Genomic DNA, 18723 nt, shown 5'->3' with positions numbered 1-18723 from the left:
TCAGCCGCGCAGCTCTCCGGCCACGAGCCCGGCCGTGAAGGCCCGCCACTCGTCGGCGTCGAAGGTCAGCCACGGGCCGTTCGGCTCGCGCGAGTTGCGCACGAGGACCAGTTCACCGTCGAAGGACACTTCCACACAGTGCCCGGACTCGCACCGGGAAGACCGCCGCCAGTGACGGTCGCGTTGGTTCTCGGACATGGCCTACCGCCTTACGCCTAGTTCCGGTTCCCGTTCATCACTGTGGCATATCCGCGAATTCACGAACATGCCATGAGTCGTGAACGACCGGCACTCCCGCACGCACATTCACGTCTGCGGCTCGGGCAGACAAAAGGCCGGCACGTCGTCGTCGCGTGCCGGCCGGAGCCCGTTCATCCGTACGGGGTCAGCGCAGGTCGAACTCTCCGGTTTTCACGCCGGCCACGAAAGCTCGGAACGCCTCCGTCGACACGACCAGATGCTGCGCCGGGCTCACCGAGTCTCGAAGACCCACTCCGGTGGTGCCGAGGTCGGCGACCTCCACGCAGTGGGCCGATTCGCAGCGGCCGCTCTTGCGCCATGCTGCGCCCAGCACAGACGTCATAGGTTCACTCCAGGTCACGATGGGTAAGAGATACGCCCGCGCGGTTACTGGCATGCCGGTCGTTGGCGCGCAGGGCTGCGCCCCCAGTAAACTCGTCCGAAAGATTGGTCGCAAGTAGCCATACGGCGTTTCGCCAGCGGCTCAGTCCGTGGCGGGAACGGAAGGCGGAGATCCACGTGAGCGCGCAGAGCCCGGCGGTCGCCCGTCTCAGGCTTCGACACGCGCTCCGCTCCGCCCGGGAGAGTTCCGACTACACCCAGGAACAGGTCGCCTCCGAGCTTGATTGGTCACTCTCCAAGGTGATCAGGATCGAGAACGGCACCGTCCGGATGACCGTCACCGACGTGCGGGCGCTGATGCAGCTCTACGGCATCGACGACGCCTCGGAGATGTCCGAGATGGAGAGCCTGGTTCGCGCCTCGCGCCAGCGCTCCTGGTGGACGCAGTACGGCAGCGAGGTCATGTCCGGCCGCTTCGCCACCTACATCGGGCTGGAGGACGGCGCGTCGGCGCTGTCGATGTACCAGTCGCTGGTGGTGCCGGGGCTGCTGCAGACCGAGGCGTACGCCCGCGCGGTCATCGCCGGGCTGCGCATGCCCGAGCAGGACAGCCGCAACCACGAGACCTACCTCGACATCCGGCTGCGCCGGCAGGAGAACGTGCTCCAGCGCAAGGACCCGCCGCAGATCCACGCGGTGCTCGACGAGGCCGTGCTGCGCCGCATCAACGGCGGCGTCGGCGTGCAGCGCGACCAGCTGCTGCACCTGGTCGCCCTGGGCGCGGCACCGCACATCCACCTGCGGGTGCTGCCGCTGTCCAGCGGCATCCACACCATGGAGTCGACGTTCGTGCTGCTGTCCTTCCCGTTCGGCGAGGACGTCGTCTACCTGGAGCTGAACAGCGCCCTCGCGGGCGACCCCGACCGGGGCCAGTTCCTCGACCGCGGCGAGGTCGCCGCGCCGTACCGGGACACCTTCACGATGCTCACCGGCACGGCGCTGAGCGAGGCCGACTCGCTGGCCTTCATCGCCAAAGTCGCCGGGGAGCTCCGCTGATCACCACGCAGTGGCTTGTCGCAGCGTGCGGCATATGCTCCGCGGCATGAGCTTTCCTCCCTCCGCAGCGCCCTGCGACGACGTGCAGCGGGTGCTGTGCGTGTTCGCACATCCCGACGACGTCGACTTCGGCTCGGCCGGCACGGTGGCCCGCTGGGTGGACGAGGGCCTGGAGGTGTCGTATCTGCTGGTCACCAGGGGTGACGCGGGCGGCTTCGACGAGACCCCGCGCGACGAGATGCCGGGCCTGCGAGAGGCCGAGCAGCGGGCCGCCGCGGCCGCCGTCGGGGTCAAGCAGGTGGACTTCCTGGAGGGGTATTCCGACGGCTCGGTCACGCCGAGCCTGGCCCTGCGCAAGGACCTCGTGGCGGCGATCCGGCGGGCCCGGCCCGACCGCATCCTGACCAGCTCCCCGCTGCGCCGCTGGGACCGCGTCGCCGGGCCGAGCCACCCCGACCACCTGGCCGTGGGCGAGGCGTTGACCTGCGCGGTCTACCCCGATGCCCGCAACCCGTTCGCGCACCCCGACCTGGGCGCGGCGGGTCTGGCCGCCTGGACGGTCCGCGAGATCTGGTACTCGGGCGGGCCCGACCCCGACCATGCGGTCGACGTCACCGACACCTTCGACCGCAAGCTCGCCGCCCTGCGGGCGCACGTCTCGCAAACGGCCCACCTGCACGAACTCGACGTGATGCTGCGCGAGCGGCTGGGCGGCCTGGCGGAGGCGCTCGGCCTGCCCGGCCGGCTGGCCGAGGCGTTCACGATCATCAGGACCGAGTGAAGTCCCGCCGCACAGCGAGGGCGTTGCCGCAAGCTGCGGCAACGCCCTGTTTTTGAGGCGGGGGTGGTCAGGCCGCGCGCTCCCAGCCGGACCGGCTCCCACCGGGAACCAGCCGCGAGGGGTGCATGTTCGAGGGGTGCGGCACCCCCCGGGGCTGCCGGGGCCGCGGGAGGTTCAGGTGGCCCAGCCGCTTCTCGACGAGGCTGCGCCGCAGGTAGCGCTCCACGGCGTGGAACAGCCACCAGTCGTCGCTGACGAACAGCTGGGTGGGGTGACCGTGGTAGTCGGCCCACAGCTCCAGCCGCCGCGGCCGCCGCCGCGCGCTGATCAGCGTGGCCACGGCCAGTCCGCTGAGCACGGCGACGGCGGCGACGATGCCGGTCGGCTGCAGCAGCGGTGCGAACGCCCCGAGCAGGACCATGCCGCCCACGGCCATCGCGCCGACGCGACGCGTCAGCGGGTCGTGTCCGGCCTGTCGGGTGTGGACGTTCTCGATGGCGCCGAGGGTGAAGTGACGTGCTCCCACCTGGAAACATGTCGCCGAGATGTGCAGCCCCGGGCGGATGGTCACGATGGCTTGTTCTGGTGGCCGTTCCAGTGCCCGTGTAGGCTCCATGGAAGTCTCCCAACTGCTCGACACGCGGGCCCGGCTGGTGGTGGTGCCCGCAGAGGTGGCGACGCCTGGCATGTGGTGGAGCTTGTGGACCGACATCCGGTGGCCGCCGGGTGTCGGTCTTTTTCGTTTCTTCGAGCCGCCGCGCGAGCCGTCCGTCGGTGGACTTCCCGGCTGCCTCGTGACCTCAGTGTGACCGAGACAGCCGTCGTTGTGAAGCCTCTCAATCAGCCAGGTGGCAAGTTGGCACGTTCCCTGAACCTAATGTGCGTTCAGGCATCACCTAATGTGACGGAACTTTTTCTACATACCTGGATCAGGTCGGGCACATCGCCTATCTCGCCCTTGGGCTTCGCCGATTCCGGGACTACCGTGACTGACACTGGCCGGTTGTCCGCCGCCCACCCCCGGGCGGCACCGGACCAGCGCCGCCGAATCGCCGCACGCTCGCGAAGATCAATCCCCTGCGGGTGCGCGCGAACCGGGGACCCAGGTTATCGGGGTGAATCAGTGGTCACCGACAGTGACCGCGGTAGGGCGCCCTTCGCCCGAACCCGTCAGCTAACTCGGTAGGCGGCTGCGGAGAAGGGCCACCCATACCTTGTCATCACCCCATGGCAGGGGCTGGCGCGCTGCCGCGCGCCTGCTCGCCCCCGCCGGAGCACTGACCATCGCACTGCTCGGATTCGGCTCCCCCGCGCACGCTGCGCCCAGCGCCGCCGAGCTGCGCAAGCAGATCACGGAGAAGTCCGACCAGCTGGAGAAGGTCGTCGAGCAGTACAACAAGCTCAACACCCAGCTCAAGGAGACCCGCGCCGAGGCCGCCGCGCTGGAGCGCGAACTCGGCCCGCTGGAGGTCAAGGCCGACCAGGCGAAGGGCAACGTGGCCCGGATCGCGGCGACCGCGTACCGCACCGGGTCGTTCAGCGGCCTGAACGCGCTGCTGGACTCGTCGGGCGACGGCAAGCTGCTGGCCCGGCTGAGTGCCCTGGACCAGCTCGCGACGAGCCAGCGGGCGCAGATCGACGAAGCGCACCGGGCGGCCGGCGACCGGTTCGAGGTCAAGGCGGCGCTGGACGCGCGGCTGACGGAGCAGACCACCCGGTTCACGGCGGTCGAGACCCAGCGCAAGGGCATCGAACGCGACCTGGCCAAGCTCAAGGAACTGCGCCGTCAGGCGGGCCTGGTCGACGAGAAGTCGTCCACCTACACCGGTTCCATCCCCAAGTACAAGGGCAAGGCCGGCGTCGCCGTGTCTTTCGCGTACAAGCAGCTGGGCAAGCCGTACGTGTGGGGTGCCGACGGGCCGGGCGGGTACGACTGCTCCGGCCTCACGATGGCCGCATGGAAAGCCGCGGGCATCAGCCTGTACCACCAGGCAGCCACGCAGTGGCGTGAGGTCGCCCACATCAGCCGGTCCCAGTTGCTGCCTGGTGACCTGGTCTTCTACTCGGGCCTGGGGCACGTGGCGATCTACGTCGGCAGCGGCAAGGTGATCCACGCACCGACCACCGGCGAGGTGGTCAAGGTCGCCAGCGTCGACATGATGAGTCCCTACGGCTACGGCCGGGTACGCGTGTAGCGGCGATCCGTCCGGCGGCCCCACCACCGCCCCGTTCACTGACGTTGGCCTATCTCATCGAATCCGGGTCACGGAAATTCGACGTGATAGGCCAACGTACATGCAAGGAGAAGCCCTCCCCCTAGTCCGGGGGAGGGCTTCTTCGTCAGTGGGAGAGGAAGGTCAGACGGACTGCAGGCCCTCCGCGCGGGCCAGCTCGCGCAGCCGGCCCAGCGCCTGGATCTCCAGCTGGCGGATGCGCTCACGGGACAGCGAGAAGCGCGACGCCACCTCGGTCAGCGAGTGCTCGCGACCGTCCTCCAGGCCGTACCGCGCGCGCATGATGCCGGCGGAACGGTCGTCGAGGTGGTTGAGCAGGCCCTCGATCCGCTGACGCTCCAGCGCCGAGAGGACGATCTCCTCCGGGCTGGGCGTGTCGCGGTCGGCGACCAGGTCACCCAGGTTGGTGTCGCCGTCGTCGCCCACGGGCGTGTCCAGCGACACGGTGTCCTGCGACCAGCGGATCAGCTCGGTCACCCGCTCGACGGTGACGCCCAGCGCGGCCGCGATCTGGTCCGGCTCGGGGTCGCTGCCCAGCTCACGGGTGAGCTGGCGGGTCACGTTGCGCATCCGGTTGACGTCCTCCACCAGGTGGACGGGCAGCCGCACGGTGCGCTCCTGCTGGGCGATGGCCCGGCTGATCGCCTGCCGGATCCACCAGGTCGCGTACGTGGAGAACTTGTAGCCCTTCACGTAGTCGAACTTCTCGACGGCCCGGACCAGGCCCGTGTTGCCCTCCTGGATCAGGTCCAGCATCGGCATGCCCGAGCGCACGTAACGCCGGGCGATCGAGACCACCAGGCGCAGGTTCGCGCGGATGAACAGGTCCTTGGCGTGCTCGCCCTCGGCGACCAGCTTCTCCAGCTCGTCGCGCTTCAGTCCGCGCTTGAGCTTGTCGGCCTCCAGCAGATGCTCAGCATATAGTCCTGCCTCGATCGCCTTAGAGAGGTCGACCTCCTGCGCCGCGTCCAGCAGCGGAGTACGCGAGATCTCGTGCAGGTATACACCGACGAGGTCTCGCTCCTCAGCCACCTGGTCGGTGCGCAGCATGGTCATGTTCTCCACGTTCGGGTCCCTCCCACGTAATCGCCGCAGGGCCTTGCGGTACTGACACCTTCACAACAGATGACGCCCGGAGATGATTCCGCGTTGCCCATCGAAACTGTCACGAAAAGCTGTGAACTCGCTGATACCGACTTGGCGACTCACTGGAAGCGAGCCAACCGGTCCGCAATGCCCCATTTATGACACCACGGAGCTGCCCAGGGTACAGCGATCCACCTCACTACAACGCTGTGACCTGCGTCGCCATTTATTGTGACGCTCGAGCCCGCGCGCTATTGCACGGTTCCACACCTGTCCCACCCGAACGCAGGACACGTATACCCCAGCGAGGGGAATGCACACCCATTCGGCCATGAACTCCCCACGAATGGGGTCCGGCTTTCGGGGTAGTCGCGCAAGCCGGGCGCAGCACGCACCAAGGTCATTCGACTTGCCAGGCACAGGGGCGAAAGCGGGCTCAAGATACGCACAGGTGCCTGGCAAGTCGGACGATCATGGGTGACCGGCCGCACCAGCACGGCACCGCCGGGTCCATCCGGGCCCGGCGGACGATCATGGGCGGCGGACACTGATCGGAACGGGGCCGTCGGGCCTGCCCGGACACCGATCGGAACGGGCCCCTGGGCCTGGCCGGACCCTGATGACGGGCGAACGCGGTCAGTCGGCGAGGGCGGCGACGGCGTCGCGGACCCGGTTGCCGTGGCCGGCCAGCGCGCCTCGGGCGGCGGCCACCTCGCGGTCGGCCAGCAGCGCGACCAGGGCGGCCCGCAGGTCTCCCCCGGCCGCGTCCAGGGTGCGGTGGCACTCGTCCTCGCTGTGGCCGGTCGCCTCGACGAGGATGTTCAGCATGCGGCCGCGCAGCTTCGCGTTGGTCGGCACCATGTCGATCATGAAATTGGAGAACACCCGCCCCAGGCGCACCATCACCGCGCTGGAGAACGCGTTGAGCAGCAGCTTCTGCGCGGTGGCGGCCTTCATCCGGGTCGATCCGGTGATCACCTCAGGGCCGGTGTCGACGCCGATGAACACGTCCACCCAGGCCGCGGCGGCGGCGTGCGGGTTGGCCGCGATCAGTGCGGTCCGGCAGCCCAGCTCCGCCGCGGCCTGCAGCGCGCCGAGCACGTACGGCGTGCGGCCGCTGGCGGCGATGCCCACGACCACGTCGCCGGTGCGGGCGCACCGGGCGATCTCGTCGGCCCCGCCCGCGGTGTCGTCCTCCGCGTCCTCGACCGCGGCCAGCAGCGCGCCCGGGCCGCCCGCGATGTGGGCGCAGAACCAGGTCCGCGGGGCGTTGAAGGTCGGCGGCAGCTCGGCGGCGTCGAGCACGCCGAGCCGGCCGGAGGTGCCCGCGCCGACGTAGTGCACGCGATTGCCGCGCTGCAGCGCGGCCACGGCGTCCTCGACCACCACGGCCAGCGGGTCCAGCACCGCGCCGACCGCCTCGGCGACGGTGCGGTCGGCCTCGTTGATCACTTGCAGGATCTGGCGCGTGCCCAGCAGGTCGAGGTCGGCACTCGGGGCGTAGCGCTGCTCGGTGGGGGCGTCGACACGGACCGGGAGGGAGCCGGTGGGCAGCTCAGGCATCGCCGGACCGGCGGCGGGCAGTTCCGATGCGACGTCCGCGCACCGCCTCGGCGGTGACCTCCAGCGCCTTGCGTGCCTTGCTGCGGGTGCGCGCGGCCACCCCGACGAACAAGCAGTCCACGACGGTGAGCTGGGCGAGCCGGCTGGCCATCGCACCGGACCGGTAGGTGGTCTCGCGAGCCGCCGTGGTCAGCACGAAGTCGGCGACGTCGCAGATCGGCGAGCGGGGGAAGTTGGTCAGCGCGACGGTCACCGCGCCCGCCGCCTTGGCCCGCTCCAGCACGTCGATGGTGTCGGCGGTGGTGCCGGTGTGCGAGATGCCCAGCGCCACGTCACCGGGGCCGAGCAGGGCCGCCGAGGTGAGCGAGGTGTGCAGGTCGGGCCAGTAGTACGCGACGCGGCCTATGCGGTGCAGCTTGGCCTGGAAGTCGGCGGCGACGAAGCCGCTCGCCCCCGCCCCGAAGACCTCGACCCGGGAGGCTTTCACCAGCAGATCCACGATCTTGTCGCAGACCTCGGGGTCGAGCTGCTCGGCGGTCTCCTCGACGGCGCGGGCGTCGTTGAAGGCGATGGTGGCGATGATCTGCGCCATGTCGGCGCCGGGCGGGATGTCCCCGCCGACCACCCGCGAGTCGGCCGGCTCGACCCGGCGCGCGGCCTCCGCGGCGAGCCGGATGCGCAGCTGCGGGTAGCCCGACATGCCGATGGAGCGGCAGAACCGGATGACCGTCGCCTCGGAGGTCTCCGCGGCGGCGGACAGGTCGGTGATGGTGCGGCGGGCCGAGGCGGCCGGATCGGCGAGCACGAGCCGTGCCACGCGCTGTTCGGCCGGGGAGAGCGCGGGCAGCAGACCATTGATCTGAACGATCAGCCCGACAGGTTCCTGACCCGCGCGCGAGACGCTGTCATTCTCCTCGGAAACTTTCGACTTCTTCGCCACGATTGAAACTTACTTTCAGGACCGCCCCACGTCAACTGCCAAACCACGTTTCACGACCGGCCAAACAACCGCCCAGACGGCTTGGGCGACCGCATCGGGATCGCCACTGCCGTCGACGTGTACCGCATCCGACAGTACGTCTTTGTAGGCCGCGTAGCTCGCGTTCAGATATTCGATGTCCTCGTAGTCGTCGCCACGCTGCTCCACCCGGTGATAGGCCACCTCGGGCGGGACGTCGAGAAAGATGATGACAGCCGGGCGGGGGAACGGGGCATAAGCCGCGCGTACCGTCCGGGCCAGCCACTCGCCGCCCTCATGTGCCCGAATGCTCACCAGCTGGCAGGGGGTGTAGCGGTCCATCACCGCCACCGCACCCGTCAGCCGCGCCGTCACCAGCGAGCGGGCGATGGCCAGCCAGCGCAGCACCGCCTCGATCGTGAGCAGGCCCCGGCGGCCGAGCAGCGAGACCGCGTCGTCGCGGCCCAGCTTGCGGGCGACCCGCCCCAGGAAGCGCCGGCCGCCGGCGTTGCGGCCGTACCGGGCCGTGACCCCGGCCGCACAGAGCGCCGCGGCCAGCCGTACCGCCTGGGTGGTCTTGCCTGAGCCGTCGATGCCGACCAGGGCGACCACCGACGCACTCGTGCCTGCCATGCCGCTGACGCTACCCGGCGCACGCCAGCGGTGATCGACAGTGCGGACACGGACACGCTGTGCGATTGAGTGAGCCTCATTCATGGGCCAATGGCATCCTCCTAACCTCCCGGAGGCACTCCCATGGCAGAAGTGCACCATTTCGCGTACGGCTGGTTCAACCCGGTGACCGCGTACGTGATGGCCTTCATCGGCTCGATGCTCGGCCTGGTCTGCACAGCCCGCGCCCGCCGCGCGCCCACCGCCGGCCGGCGAGCCCGTTGGCTGGTGATCGCCGCGCTCTCCATCGGCGGCACCGGCATCTGGCTCATGCACTTCATGGCGATGATCGGCTTCGACGTGCCGAACAGCCCGGTCCGCTACGACCCGGTCGTCACCTTCATCAGCCTCGCGCTCGCCGTGCTCACCGTGGGCATCGGCCTGTTCATCGCGGGCCAGGGCCGGCGGTCCGCGCTGCGCATCGTGGCCGGCGGCGGCTTCACCGGCCTCGGCGTCGTCGCGATGCACTACAGCGGCATGGCCGCGATGCGGGTCGCCGGGCGGGTCAGCTACGACTTCGGCCTGGTGGCCGCGTCCGTGCTGATCGCCGTCGTGGCCGCGACCGTCGCGCTGTGGTTCACCGTGACCGTCTCCGGCATGCGTGCCATCACGGCCGCCGCGGCGGTGATGGGCGTCGCGGTGTGCGGCATGCACTACACCGCGATGGCCGCGATCCGGATCACGCTGGACGTCGGCGGCACCGGCCAGGTCGAGGGCCTCAGCCCGTTCGTGCTCATCGTGCCGATCGTGCTGTTGTCGGCGCTGTGCCTGATCGGTGTGACGTTCAACGCCCTGCAGGCGATGACGCAGGAGGAGTTCGACGGCGCGGACGCGAGCCGGGTGAAGCACCGTGCGCAGGTCCCCGCCACCGTCATCCCCGCGCCGCGCGGCGCCGATGCCCCGCCCCTGGTCAACCCGCCGTTCAGCCTGGCCAGGTCACTGGCCGACCGCAACCGCACGAAGATCCCGCGCTGACCGCACCGCCCGTGCGCGGATACCGCGCGCCCCGAGTCGGCACCCCGACACCGGGCACACGGTATCCGCGTATGTCCATATCAGAGGGAAGCGCGGACGGCGTTGATCCGATATAAACGGCGGCATGGACGCCCCGGCTTACCTCATGACCATGCCGCTGCACGCCATCACGGAGGTGCTCGGCGAGCAGGGCCTGCGGGACCGGTTCGCCCTGGAGATCCAGCGCCTGCCCGCGGCCGACCAGGCCGTGCTCGCCGAGGCGCTCGAGCTGGCCGGCCGGCTGCACGCCGAGCAGCGGCGGGTACGCGAGCCGTACCTCAACCACCTGCTGCGGGTCACCATCCGGATCATCACCTACTACCGGATCACCGACCGGGACGTGCTGGTCGCCGCCCTGCTGCACGACTCGGTCGAGGACCAGCCGTGGGGCATCGTCGGCCAGGCACACCGCAGCGGGCCGCCGCCCCGGGAGCAGGCGCTGGCGGTGCTCGCCGAACGCTTCGGCCCCCGCGTCGCGCAACTCGTCAACGCGGTCACCAACCCGGAGTACGACCTCGACCGCGACAAGGACGAGCAGTATCGCGAGCACGTGGTCGAATCGCTGGACGTGGACCCGTGGGCGCGGATCATCAAGGTCTCCGACTTCACCGACAACGGGGTCGGCGTCATCCACACCATCGGCCCGAAGGTGCTGCGCGCCGCCACCAAGTACCAGCCCCTGGTCCCGCTGCTGCGGGAGCTGGTGGCCCGGCCGGACACGCCGCTTCTCGGCGAGGTCAAGGCGCACATCTTCGCCCAGTTCGACCTCGCCGAGAAGCGGTTTTCGGCCATTCTGGCCGGAAATTGAGGCTCAGTTCGGCCATTCTGGCCGGGAGTTGAGGCTCAGAAGTCCTCGTCGAGGCTGACCGTGCCCGGGACCGCCACCTGGTAGGCGGTGACCCGGCGCTCGAAGAAGTTGGCCAGCTCCTGCACGTCCTGCAGGGCCATGAACGGGAACGGGTTGCTCGACCCGAACCGTGCCGGCAGGCCCAGCCGCGCCAGCCGCTGGTCGGCGACGTACTGCAGGTATTCCCGCATGTCGGCCAGGGTCATGCCGGGCAGCCCCGCACCGCACAGGTCCTCCGCGAAGGCCAGTTCGGCGTCGACGGCGTCCTCCAGCATCCGGGTCACCGCCTTGCCCAGCTCGTCGTCGAACAGCTCCGGCTCCTCGGCGCGGACCGTGTCGACGACCGCGAACGCGAAGTCCATGTGCATGGACTCGTCGCGGAACACCCAGTTGGTGCCCGCGGCCAGCCCGTCCAGCAGGCCGCGCGAGCGCAGCCAGTAGACGTAGGCGAAGGCGCCGTAGAAGAACAGGCCCTCGATGCAGGCCGCGAAGCAGATCAGGTTGAGCAGGAAGCGCCGCCGGTCGTCGGCGGTGACCAGCTCGGGCAGGTCGAAGACCGAGTCGATCCACTCGAAGCAGAACCTCGCCTTGCGGGCGATCGACGGGATGTTCTCCACGGCGGCGAACGCCTGCGCCCGCTCCTCGTCGTCGGGCAGATACGTGTCCAGCAGGGTCAGGTAGAACTGGACGTGCACCGCCTCCTCGAACAGCTGGCGGCTCAGGTAGAGCCGGGCCTCGGGGGCGTTGATGTGCCGGTAGAGGTTCAGCACGAGGTTGTTGGCGACGATGGTGTCGCCGGTGGCGAAGAACGCGACCAGCCGGTTGACCAGGTGCCGCTCGCCGTCGCTGAGCGTGGCCAGGTCGGGCAGGTCGTTGCCGAGGTCCACCTCCTCGACCGTCCAGGTGTTGCGGATGGCGGCGCGGTAGCGCTCGTAGAAGTCCGGGTAGCGCATCGGCCGCAGGGTCAGGTCGAGGCCCGGGTCGAGCAGCATCTTCTTGCCGTCGGTGGTCACTGGCAGGCCTCGCAGATCTCAGGGTTTTCCAGGTTCAGGTTGATCAGGCTGGTCGCGGTCCGCAGCGGCTGCGCCGGAAGTCCGGGCACGCCGCCGGCTGCCGCAGAGCCGCCGACCCGGACCGCCTCCGGCAGCGCCACATCGGCGCTGCCCGCGCCCGCTGCGGCGTCAAGAAGGTGCCCTTCCGCTACGGAAACCGATGGGAAGGTGCCCTTCCTTACGGTGGTGGGGGTGATGGTGGTGGCGGGGCGGGAGCGGAGGTAGTAGGTGGTTTTTAGGCCTTTTCGCCAGGCGTAGGCGTACATCGAGGAGAGTTTGCCGATGTCGGGGGAGGCCATGAAGAGGTTGAGGGACTGGGACTGGTCGATGAAGGGGGTGCGGGCGGCGGCCAGGTCGATGAGGGCGCGTTGCGGGAGCTCCCAGGCGGTGCGGAAGCGGGTGCGCAGTTCGGCGGGGATCTCCGGGATAGCGGCGATGGAGCCTTCGGCGGCGAGGATGCGTTCGCGCAGGGTGGCGCTCCACAGGCCGTGGGCCTTGAGTTCGTCGACGAGGTAGCGGTTGACCTGGAGGAACTCGCCGGACAGGGTCTCGCGCTTGAAGACGTTGGCGACCGGCGGCTCGATGCACTCGGCGCAGCCGGCGATCGAGGCGATGGTGGCCGTGGGCGCGATCGCGATGAGCAGCGAGTTGCGCAGGCCGGTGCGGGCCACCTTGGCGGCCAGCTCGTCCCAGGCCCAGGAGCGGGTGCGGGTCGCGTCCGGGTAGTGATCGGGGTGCAGGACGCCGCGGGCGGCGCGGGTGTCCGCGTACGACGGGTGCGTGCCCAGCTCGGCGGCCAGGTCGGCGCTGGTGTCGTACGCCGCGAGCGCGATCTCCTCGGCGATGCGGGTGGACAGCGCCAGCGCCTCGGGCGAGTCGAAGTCCAGGTGCTGCGCGAAGAAGACGTCGGCCAGGCCCATCACGCCCAGGCCGATCGGCCGCCACCGGTTGTTGGCCCCGGCCGCCTCGCCGGTCGGGTAGTAGGACAGGTCGATGGTGCGGTCGAGCACGCGTACGGCGGTGCGCACCGTGTCACGCAGCGCGTCCCAGTCGACGCCGTCGCCGCCGAGGTGCGCGGCCAGGTTGATCGAGCCGAGATTGCACACCGCCGTCTCGCCGTCGCTGGTCACCTCCAGGATCTCGGTGCACAGGTTGGACAGGTGCACCGTGTTGCCGGCGACCGCGGTCTGGTTGCAGGCGCGGTTGGCGGCGTCCTTGAACGTCATCCAGCCGTTGCCGGTCTGCGCCAGGGTGCGCATCATGCGGCCGTACAGCTCGCGGGCCTGGACCGTGCGCACCGCGCGCCCGGCGGACTCGGCGGCCCGGTAGGCCGTGTCGAACTCCTCGCCCCACAGGTCGACCAGTTCCGGCACGTCCTTCGGGTCGAACAGCGACCAGCTCGCGTCGGCCTCGACCCGGCGCATGAACTCGTCCGGCACCCAGTTGGCCAGGTGCAGGTTGTGGGTGCGCCGGCTCTCCTCGCCGGTCGAGTCGCGCAACTGCAGGAACTCGTCCAGGTCGGCGTGCCAGGTCTCCAGGTAGACGCAGGCCGCGCCCTTGCGCCGGCCGCCCTGGTTGACGGCGGCGACGCTGGAGTCCAGCGTGCGCAGCCACGGCACGATGCCGTTGGACAGCCCGTTCGTGCCGCGGATCAGCGAGCCCCGGGACCGGATCCGGCTCCACGCCACCCCGATGCCCCCGGCGTACTTGGACAGCCGCGCGATCTGGCCGTAGCGCTCGTAGATCGACTCCAGCTCGTCGCGCGGCGAGTCCAGCAGGAAGCAGCTGCTCAGCTGCGGACGCCGGGCGCCGGCGTTGAACAGCGTCGGCGAGCTGGGCAGGTACGCCAGCCGGCTGAGGATGGCGTACAGCCGCGCGACCTCGGTGACGCTGCCCGGCAGCCGCCGCCCGGCGGTGCCCGCGTCGCCGACCTCGCCCATCAGGCCGCAGGCGACCCGGAGCAGGAACTGCTGGGGTGTCTCCAGCACCTTGCGGGTCACCGGGTGCCGCAGCAGGTAGCGGTCGTAGACGGTACGCAGCCCGAAGTACTCGAAGCGGTCGTCGGCGGCCGGGTCGACGAGCTCGGCCAGCTCGGCCACGTGGGCCGCGACGAAGGCGGCCAGGTCGTCGGCGAGCAGCCCGGCCGCGTGCGCGGCGCGCACGGAGCTCGGGAAGTCGGTGACGCCCTGGGCGGCCGCCTCCGCGGTGATGTGCACGGTGAGCAGCCGCGCCGCGAGCCGGCTGTACGACGGCTCCTGGGCCACCAGGGCGGCGGCCGTCTCGACGGCCCGCAAGCGCAAGTCGGCCTCGGTCGCGCCGGGCCAGACGCCGGCCGCCACCGGGGTCAGCACGGCCGTGTGGTCCACATCGGGCAGCCCTTGCGCCGCCTCGGCGAGCAGTGTCGCGAGCGACGCGGTGAGCGGCTCTGCGTCGGCGGTGCCGGAGTCGGCGGTGTTGCGGAAGGTGGTGCTGGTCAAAGTGTGCGCTCCCCCTCGTCGAAGCGCGGGAGGGCACGCGAACGGCACCGACCCGGCTGATCCGGGCCTACGCCATCCACCGAGGACCATCCCGCGCGGTCCGGTGTCGCGGCCCCTGGCCCTGCCGCGCAACGGCGCAGTCGGCACAGTGGGTCGCGGGCGCGTCGCGGAACCGTCCGCGGCACGCACGCCGGCAGGTCTTCGGGCTCGTGGGCGCGGCCGGGCGGCGCGGTGCGGACACCGTGCTGCCGTGGACCCCCTACGCCGTCGCTTCCCAGGCCGGACCGGCCCAGTGCTGTCCGCTCCCCTCTTCGCGGGAGGAGGGCGGGACGGCTTCGTTCCCACTCACCGCTGCGGGGCAGCTCCGGAATCGCACCGGATTCCCTCAGCGCGGACCGCCCTGCGGCGGCTCGCGCGCACCCCGAAACCCGGCCCCGAGGGGGCCGGAGGGGTGGACCAGCGATGCCCTCACACTACATCTAGTGGCACGCAGACAACAGCGGCCCCATATAGGCTCGGCGTGTCGTCGATGGCCCACCCTCACCGGCGTCGATGCGGGCGGTCAGCAGGCGCAGGCCGTGCCGCTCGCGGGGGCCGTCAGCGGGTCCACGTCGTTCTTGCGCAGCCCGAGGAAGGTCTGCGTGTCGAAGCCCTCGCGCACCCAGTACTCGTACCCGCCGAGCATCTCCTTGACCTGGTAGCCCAGACGGGCGAAGGCCAGTGCGGCCCGGGTCGCACCGTTGCAGCCAGGCCCCCAGCAGTAGGTGACCACGACGCTGCCGGCCGGCACGACCTCGGCCGCCCGTGCCGCGATCTCGGCGGTGGGCAGGTGCACCGCGCCGGGCAGGTGCCCCTGCTCCCACGCCTCCAGCGAGCGGGAGTCGACGAGCACGAAGCCGGGTGCGCTGGACGCCAGGTCGGCGGACACGTCGGACACGTCGGCCTCGAACGACAGGCGGCCGGCGAAGTGCGCGGCGGCGACGTCGGCGGCGGCCGGGGGCGTGCTGAGCACTGCGGAGGTGGTGACAACGGCGGGCATGGTCGGCTCCTTCTGGTCGGTCACTGGTTCCATCCTGTCGAGCCGGCCGGGCCACCAGAAGTGGCGAGAACGCCGCTGTCCGCTAAGATCTCGCCATGGGTACGCCCGTGACACTGGAGACCCGCGCCCGGCACCGGATCGCGGTGCTGGCCTACGCCGGGATGGCGCCCTTCGAGCTGGGCTGCGTGGTGGAGGTGTTCGGCCTGCCCCGCCCCGAACTCGACGTCGCCTGGTACGACCTCGACGTCTGCGCCGAGACGCCGGAGCCGATGCCGGCCGTCGGCGGCTTCTCGATCACCGCCCGGCACGGCCTGGACGTGCTGGCCGCCGCCGACACCGTGATCGTTCCGGGGGTTGCCGACGTCCGCGCCGAGGTCTCCCCCGCGCTGGTCGAGGCCCTGCGCACGGCCGCCGACCGGGGCGCTCGGATCGTCTCCATCTGCTCCGGCGCGTTCGCGCTGGCCGCGGCGGGCCTGCTGGACGGCCGGGCGGCCACCACGCACTGGAAGTACGCCCCGCTGCTGCGCGAGCGCCACCCGCTGGTCGAGGTGACCCCCGACGTGCTCTACGTCGACAGCGGGCAGGTGATCACCAGCGCGGGCAGCGCGGCCGGGCTGGATCTGTGCCTGCACCTGGTGCGCCGCGACCACGGCGCGCAGATCGCCAACACGGTCGCCCGGCGGCTGGTGCTGCCGCCGCACCGCGACGGCGGCCAGGCGCAGTTCATCGAATTGCCCGTGCGCGACGTCATCGACGACGACGGCGTGGCCCGCGCGATGGCCTGGGCACTGGACCACCTGACCGAGCCGCTCACGGTGAACCTGCTGGCCGCGCACGCGCGCATGTCCCCGCGCAGCTTCCTGCGCCACTTCGCCCGGCACACCGGCACCAGCCCGATCCGCTGGCTCATCGACCAGCGGGTGGCGGCCAGCCTGCCCCTGCTGGAAACCTCGGACTCACCCGTGGAGCAGGTCGCCGCCGCGGTCGGGTTCGATTCACCGGCCACGTTCCGGCACCACTTCAGCCGGTGCATGCGCACCTCGCCGTCGTCGTACCGGCGGACGTTCCGTGGCCGGTGAGCCGGGTCAGTCGGTCAGCAGCACTCGATCGAGTAATTCGGCGCGGCCGACGCCGGTCCGGCCGCCGCGAGGCCGATGCCCGTGGCGGCTACGGCCAGCAAGGCCGCGATCAGAGTGACGATGGTCTTGCGCATGGTGCGACTCCCTTCACCTGATGGATCCCTTCACCGGTCAATACCGACCAGGCCCCCCGTCAGGTGGGTGCTCACATCGGATGGACGCGTGCCATCTCCACCGTGGACTGCAGCCGTCGGGCCTCGGCCAGGTACGCGTCGGACAGGCCGAATCGCTCGTCGCCGCGGTGCAGTTCGCCCAGCCGGCGCGCGGTCTGCGCCTGGGCGCGGCGGTCGCCGATCCGCTCGAAGATCTCCAGAGCCTGGGTGAGCCGCTGCACGGCCACCTCGGGCGCTTCCAGCGAGGCCAGGTCGGTCAGGCAGTAGGCCTCGCAGTGGGCGTCGCCGAGCACCGCGAACCGGTCCAGCGCCGCGATCAGGTCCGCCCGCGCGAGGGCCGGCTCGCCGCTGCGCAGCCGGAGCAGGCCCAGCTGGCGGGTCAGCAGCGCGGCCCGATGCTCGTCACCGATCTCCTCGGCCAGCGCCAGCCCCGCGGTGAAGTCGCGGTACGCCTCGGCGAGATCGCCCTTGGCGAGCCACACCATGCCCAGCGCGCCGCGAGAGTACGCCTCGCCGTGCCGGTGCCCGAGCAGCCGGTATGCCTCCAGCGCCTGCCGGTAGCAGTCCAGCGCCTCGTCGTGCTCGGCCCGGATCCGGTGCCCCGTGCCCAGCCCGGCCAGCGCCGCCGCCTGCCCGCACAGGTTGCCCAGCCGGGCGAACAGCAGCCGCGACCGGCTGAACGCCTCCGCCGCCTCCTCGTAGCGGTCCCGGTAGAGGTGCAGCTGCCCCAGCCCGCGCAGGGTCACCGCCTCACCGAGCAGGTTGCCCTGCGCCCGGCAGGCCGACAGCGCGGTGCGGTGCGTCTGCTCCCACTCGGCGGTGTGCCCGCCCATGTCGCACCAGGCCACCATGGCGTGGGCCAGCTCCCAGGCCAGATCGGACAGCCCGTTGGCGGCGGCCGCCTCGACCGCGCCGAGCAGCGCGTCGCGTTCGGTCGCGAACCAGCGCACCGGATCGCCGGCCAGTTCCGCCGCGCCCGGCACCGGCCAGCGTGCCGCGACGGTGACGCCGGGGCCGAACACCTGCCGCGGCAGCCCGGCGGCGGCGCGTTCGGCCAGGGTGAGATAGCCGCCGAGCGCGCGGGTCAGCGCCGCGCCGATCGCCTCCCCGGGCAGGTCCGGTGCCAGCAGGCCGACCAGCACCGGCAGGCCGTAGCGCGGCTGGTTCAGATCGTCGGTGCCGGTGGACCGCAGCAGCCGGGCCCGGTCGAGCGCGTCGAGCACCTCCGTCGCATCCGGCCGGTCCAGCAGCGCGGCCGGCACCCAGCCCGGCGCGGCGGGGATGCCCAGCCGGGCCAGCCCTCGCAGCACCAGCGCGGCCGCGCCGTCCAGCCGGGTGCCCAGCACCGCCGGGCCCTCCTGTTCGACGAGCAGGGCGCGGTGCAGGCGGCGCAGCGGCTCGCCAGGCTCCACGCCCAGCTCCTCGGTCAGGGTGCGGCGCGCGGTGGCGTACGCCGACAGCGCCTCGGCCCGGTGCCCCGCGTCCCGCAACGCGGTCACCAGCAGCGACCACGCCTCTTCGCGCAGCGGCTCCTCGGCGACCAGTCGGCGCAGCTCGTCCACTGCCGCGGCGGGCTGCCCGGCCTCGATGCGCAGCCGGGCCCGGGTCTGCCGGACCGCCCGCCGCTGCTCCACCAACCGGTCGATCTCCGCACGCCACAGCGGTGAGGCGGGCAGGTTCTCGACCGGCTCGCCGCGCCACAGGCCCAGGGCCGCGTCGAGGCTGTCCGGGTCACCGCCGCGGGCGTACTCCTCGAAGCGCAGCAGGTCCAGCTCGCCGCAGTCCAGCTCCAGCCGGTATCCGGGCGCCTGGCGGCGCAGCCGGTCCTCGCCCAGCCGGGTGCGCAGCGCGCTGACGTACGTCTGCACGTTGGCCAGCGCCGACCGGGGCGGGTCCTGCCCCCACAGCACCTCGATCAGCTGGTCCACCGACACGGTGCGGCCGTGGTTGAGAGCGAGGGTGGCCAGCAGCTGGCGCGGCTTCACACCGCCGACAGGTGCGTCGAGGCCGCCCAGGGTCAACTCGAAGGAGCCCAGGATGCGCAGTTCCAGCCGGTCCGACACGCCAACCTACCCACACGATCCGTGATCGATCGCCTGAGCCTACGCGC

At 71.2% G+C, this 18723-nt stretch carries 17 protein-coding genes and 2 riboswitches; of the genes, 6 read left to right on the top strand and 11 right to left on the bottom strand.

What is annotated here, in order from left to right; translation table 11 throughout:
* Together AB0B66_RS04730 and AB0B66_RS04725 are read right to left on the bottom strand one after the other, a co-directional pair.
* The gene (locus AB0B66_RS04730; protein WP_360522857.1) at nt 1–198 is read right to left on the bottom strand and encodes a DUF397 domain-containing protein; all 198 of its coding nucleotides are present in this window, start codon (nt 196–198) and stop codon (nt 1–3) included.
* Between the two features lie 187 nt (nt 199–385).
* Nucleotides 386–583, bottom strand: a complete 198-nt coding sequence (locus AB0B66_RS04725; protein ID WP_360522854.1) for a DUF397 domain-containing protein — start codon at nt 581–583, stop codon at nt 386–388.
* A gap of 176 nt (nt 584–759) precedes the next feature.
* On the opposite strand from AB0B66_RS04725, the gene AB0B66_RS04720 reads away from it, so the two are divergent.
* Nucleotides 760–1638 carry a helix-turn-helix transcriptional regulator gene (locus AB0B66_RS04720; RefSeq protein WP_360522851.1) on the top strand — a complete coding sequence of 293 codons (879 nt, stop codon included), beginning with the start codon at nt 760–762 and terminating at the stop codon, nt 1636–1638.
* A 46-nt stretch (nt 1639–1684) separates the two neighbouring features.
* Nucleotides 1685–2419 carry a PIG-L deacetylase family protein gene (locus AB0B66_RS04715; RefSeq protein WP_360522848.1) on the top strand — a complete coding sequence of 245 codons (735 nt, stop codon included), beginning with the start codon at nt 1685–1687 and terminating at the stop codon, nt 2417–2419.
* Between the two features lie 67 nt (nt 2420–2486).
* Here the strand turns inward: AB0B66_RS04715 and AB0B66_RS04710 are convergent, their stop codons facing one another.
* Complete coding sequence (locus tag AB0B66_RS04710) at nt 2487–2990, bottom strand: DUF6232 family protein (protein WP_360522845.1); 504 nt, start codon at nt 2988–2990, stop codon at nt 2487–2489.
* Nucleotides 2991–3451: 461 nt separating this feature from the next.
* A riboswitch (cyclic di-AMP (ydaO/yuaA leader) is annotated at nt 3452–3624 on the top strand.
* Nucleotides 3625–3633: 9 nt separating this feature from the next.
* On the opposite strand from AB0B66_RS04710, the gene AB0B66_RS04705 reads away from it, so the two are divergent.
* Nucleotides 3634–4614, top strand: a complete 981-nt coding sequence (locus AB0B66_RS04705) for an NlpC/P60 family protein (protein ID WP_360522842.1) — start codon at nt 3634–3636, stop codon at nt 4612–4614.
* Nucleotides 4615–4776: 162 nt separating this feature from the next.
* On the opposite strand, the gene AB0B66_RS04700 is transcribed toward AB0B66_RS04705, so the two are convergent.
* The 4 genes from AB0B66_RS04700 to AB0B66_RS04685 form a co-directional block, all read right to left on the bottom strand.
* Nucleotides 4777–5709, bottom strand: coding sequence for a sigma-70 family RNA polymerase sigma factor (locus AB0B66_RS04700; RefSeq protein ID WP_203698535.1), 933 nt, complete (start codon nt 5707–5709; stop codon nt 4777–4779).
* Nucleotides 5710–6375: 666 nt separating this feature from the next.
* Complete coding sequence (locus tag AB0B66_RS04695; RefSeq protein ID WP_360522839.1) at nt 6376–7302, bottom strand: N-acetylmuramic acid 6-phosphate etherase; 927 nt, start codon at nt 7300–7302, stop codon at nt 6376–6378.
* Nucleotides 7295–8173: a MurR/RpiR family transcriptional regulator gene (locus AB0B66_RS04690; RefSeq protein WP_360522989.1), complete on the bottom strand. Its 879-nt coding sequence runs from the start codon at nt 8171–8173 to the stop codon at nt 7295–7297. The genes AB0B66_RS04695 and AB0B66_RS04690 overlap by 8 nt, the downstream gene beginning before the upstream one ends.
* 84 nt (nt 8174–8257) lie before the next feature.
* The gene (locus AB0B66_RS04685; RefSeq protein WP_360522836.1) at nt 8258–8872 is read right to left on the bottom strand and encodes a thymidylate kinase; all 615 of its coding nucleotides are present in this window, start codon (nt 8870–8872) and stop codon (nt 8258–8260) included.
* Nucleotides 8873–9016: 144 nt separating this feature from the next.
* Here AB0B66_RS04685 and AB0B66_RS04680 point away from each other — a divergent pair, with 144 nt between their 5' ends.
* Together AB0B66_RS04680 and AB0B66_RS04675 are read left to right on the top strand one after the other, a co-directional pair.
* On the top strand, nt 9017–9907 hold the full coding sequence (locus AB0B66_RS04680; RefSeq protein WP_360522833.1) for an MHYT domain-containing protein: 891 nt from the start codon (nt 9017–9019) through the stop codon (nt 9905–9907).
* 124 nt (nt 9908–10031) lie between these two features.
* A complete protein-coding gene (locus AB0B66_RS04675) occupies nt 10032–10754 on the top strand; it encodes an HD domain-containing protein (RefSeq protein WP_360522830.1) in 723 nt (240 codons plus the stop codon).
* Between the two features lie 35 nt (nt 10755–10789).
* Here AB0B66_RS04675 and AB0B66_RS04670 read toward each other — a convergent pair whose 3' ends face one another.
* The 3 genes from AB0B66_RS04670 to AB0B66_RS04660 form a co-directional block, all read right to left on the bottom strand.
* Nucleotides 10790–11785, bottom strand: a complete 996-nt coding sequence (locus tag AB0B66_RS04670) for a ribonucleotide-diphosphate reductase subunit beta (protein ID WP_360522986.1) — start codon at nt 11783–11785, stop codon at nt 10790–10792.
* Between the two features lie 17 nt (nt 11786–11802).
* Nucleotides 11803–14220: a ribonucleoside-diphosphate reductase subunit alpha gene (locus AB0B66_RS04665; RefSeq protein WP_360522984.1), complete on the bottom strand. Its 2418-nt coding sequence runs from the start codon at nt 14218–14220 to the stop codon at nt 11803–11805.
* 297 nt (nt 14221–14517) lie between these two features.
* A riboswitch (cobalamin riboswitch) is annotated at nt 14518–14708 on the bottom strand.
* Between the two features lie 176 nt (nt 14709–14884).
* Nucleotides 14885–15361: a rhodanese-like domain-containing protein gene (locus tag AB0B66_RS04660; protein WP_360522982.1), complete on the bottom strand. Its 477-nt coding sequence runs from the start codon at nt 15359–15361 to the stop codon at nt 14885–14887.
* Between the two features lie 95 nt (nt 15362–15456).
* On the opposite strand from AB0B66_RS04660, the gene ftrA reads away from it, so the two are divergent.
* Nucleotides 15457–16440: a transcriptional regulator FtrA gene (gene ftrA, locus AB0B66_RS04655; RefSeq protein ID WP_360522827.1), complete on the top strand. Its 984-nt coding sequence runs from the start codon at nt 15457–15459 to the stop codon at nt 16438–16440.
* A 205-nt stretch (nt 16441–16645) separates the two neighbouring features.
* Here ftrA and AB0B66_RS04650 read toward each other — a convergent pair whose 3' ends face one another.
* The gene (locus tag AB0B66_RS04650; protein ID WP_360522824.1) at nt 16646–18676 is read right to left on the bottom strand and encodes a BTAD domain-containing putative transcriptional regulator; all 2031 of its coding nucleotides are present in this window, start codon (nt 18674–18676) and stop codon (nt 16646–16648) included.
* Nucleotides 18677–18723: the final 47 nt, after the last annotated feature.

Source organism: Catellatospora sp. NPDC049111, from assembly GCF_040648615.1.
Classification (GTDB): domain Bacteria; phylum Actinomycetota; class Actinomycetes; order Mycobacteriales; family Micromonosporaceae; genus Catellatospora; species Catellatospora aurea.
The sequence above is the reverse complement of the archived record's forward strand: the minus strand, read 5'-3'. Positions and strand labels throughout refer to the sequence as shown.

Bases quoted from the DNA above. Each gene is read 5' to 3' on its own strand.
- AB0B66_RS04730 (WP_360522857.1), bottom strand. From the start codon at position 198: ATGTCCGAGAACCAACGCGACCGTCACTGGCGGCGGTCTTCCCGGTGC.
- AB0B66_RS04725 (WP_360522854.1), bottom strand. From the start codon at position 583: ATGACGTCTGTGCTGGGCGCAGCATGGCGCAAGAGCGGCCGCTGCGAA.
- AB0B66_RS04670 (WP_360522986.1), bottom strand. From the start codon at position 11,785: ATGCTGCTCGACCCGGGCCTCGACCTGACCCTGCGGCCGATGCGCTAC.
- AB0B66_RS04680 (WP_360522833.1), top strand. From the start codon at position 9,017: ATGGCAGAAGTGCACCATTTCGCGTACGGCTGGTTCAACCCGGTGACC.
- AB0B66_RS04675 (WP_360522830.1), top strand. From the start codon at position 10,032: ATGGACGCCCCGGCTTACCTCATGACCATGCCGCTGCACGCCATCACG.
- AB0B66_RS04660 (WP_360522982.1), bottom strand. From the start codon at position 15,361: ATGCCCGCCGTTGTCACCACCTCCGCAGTGCTCAGCACGCCCCCGGCC.
- AB0B66_RS04715 (WP_360522848.1), top strand. From the start codon at position 1,685: ATGAGCTTTCCTCCCTCCGCAGCGCCCTGCGACGACGTGCAGCGGGTG.
- ftrA (WP_360522827.1), top strand. From the start codon at position 15,457: ATGGGTACGCCCGTGACACTGGAGACCCGCGCCCGGCACCGGATCGCG.
- AB0B66_RS04695 (WP_360522839.1), bottom strand. From the start codon at position 7,302: ATGCCTGAGCTGCCCACCGGCTCCCTCCCGGTCCGTGTCGACGCCCCC.
- AB0B66_RS04700 (WP_203698535.1), bottom strand. From the start codon at position 5,709: ATGACCATGCTGCGCACCGACCAGGTGGCTGAGGAGCGAGACCTCGTC.